This window comes from Streptomyces sp. FH025, from assembly GCF_017427025.1.
GTDB lineage: Bacteria > Actinomycetota > Actinomycetes > Streptomycetales > Streptomycetaceae > Kitasatospora.
In genome coordinates, this window is record NZ_JAFLNG010001173.1 from 1 (window position 1) to 1,261 (window position 1,261).

The 1,261-nt window shown below is 74.9% G+C and carries 2 protein-coding genes; both read right to left on the bottom strand.

Annotated features, from left to right (window positions below; translation table 11 throughout):
* Window positions 1-324: pyridoxamine 5'-phosphate oxidase family protein (locus tag J0670_RS38220; protein ID WP_207817366.1), on the bottom strand; the 324-nt coding region annotated here is incomplete at its 3' end.
* Window positions 325-459: 135 nt separating this feature from the next.
* On the bottom strand, window positions 460-1,176 hold the full coding sequence (locus J0670_RS38225; protein WP_207817367.1) for a response regulator transcription factor: 717 nt from the start codon (window positions 1,174-1,176) through the stop codon (window positions 460-462).
* Window positions 1,177-1,261 lie beyond the last annotated feature (85 nt).

Sequence of the window (1,261 nt, forward strand, 5' to 3'; positions counted from 1 at the left end):
GACCTGGGCCCGGCCGAGGACGGTGACGTACCAGCCGGAGCCGTCCGCGCCGTTCACGTCGTCGGCCTCGAAGGCGATCACCGCGCCCTCCGCCGCCCGGGCCAGTTCGGAGCCGACGGGCGCCGAGAGCAGCACCCCGCCGTCCGCCCCCGGGACCAGCCGGAAGGGCACCGGCTGGACCGCCGGAAGGGCGCCGGTGGTGTAGACCACTCGCCCGACCGGGGCCCGGGCCAGCAGTTCCAGGGCCCGCTCCCGGTCGAGCTCGGGCAGGTCGGACGAGGTGCGCTGGCCGGGTAGTTCGTACGGAACGTGATCGCGGTTCATGCGAGCGATGTTCGCTCGGCCCCGGGCCCGGTCGCGAGGGCCGATGGTCCCGCCGTCAGGCCCGGGACGGACGGGCCGTCCGTCCCCGAACCATCGGCCGTGTACGGTCAACCGTCGAGGGCCGAATCCGAGCCGTCAGCCCCGGCCCGAGCGCAGCGAGGACGGCTGGGCGGCGGCGGCCTGCCGCAGTTCGGTGGCGATCAGCGCCGCCTGCACCCGGCGCTCCACGCCGAGCTTGGCGAGCAGCCGGGAGACGTGGTTCTTCACCGTCTTCTCGGCGAGGTAGAGCCGCTCGCCGATCTGCCGGTTGGTCAGGCCCTCCCCGATCAGCGCCAGCACCTCCTGCTCGCGCGCGGTCAGCCCGGGCCCGGCGGTCACCGGCTGGGCGGGCTCGGCGTCGTTGCGCAGCCGGTTCAGCAGCCGGGTCGCCGCACCGGGGTCGAGCATCGAACGGCCGGAGGCGACGGTGCGGACGGCCGCGACCAGGTCGGTGCCGCTGATCTGCTTCAGCACGTAGCCGGCGGCGCCCGCCATCACGGCGTCCAGCAGCGCCTCCTCGTCGTCGAAGGAGGTCAGCATCAGACAGGCCAGCCCGGGCATCCGCGACCGCAGCTCACGGCAGACCGACACGCCGTCGCCGTCGGCCAGCCGGACGTCCAGCACCGCCACGTCGGGCCGCAGCGCCGGCACCCGGACCAGGGCCTGCTCGGCCGTCGCGGCCTCGCCGACCACCTCCAGGTCCGGCTCACCGTCCAGCAGGTCGTACACCCCGCGACGCACCACCTCGTGGTCGTCCAGCAGGAACACCCGGACCGGCGCCGAAGCCTCGGCACCCTCCGCCTTGGTCGCCATCTCGCGGCTCCACCTTCGTCAACCCCCGCACACTCCCAGCGGGGCCCACGGAATCATCCCCCGCCCAGGGCCCTGGTCCCAGGGC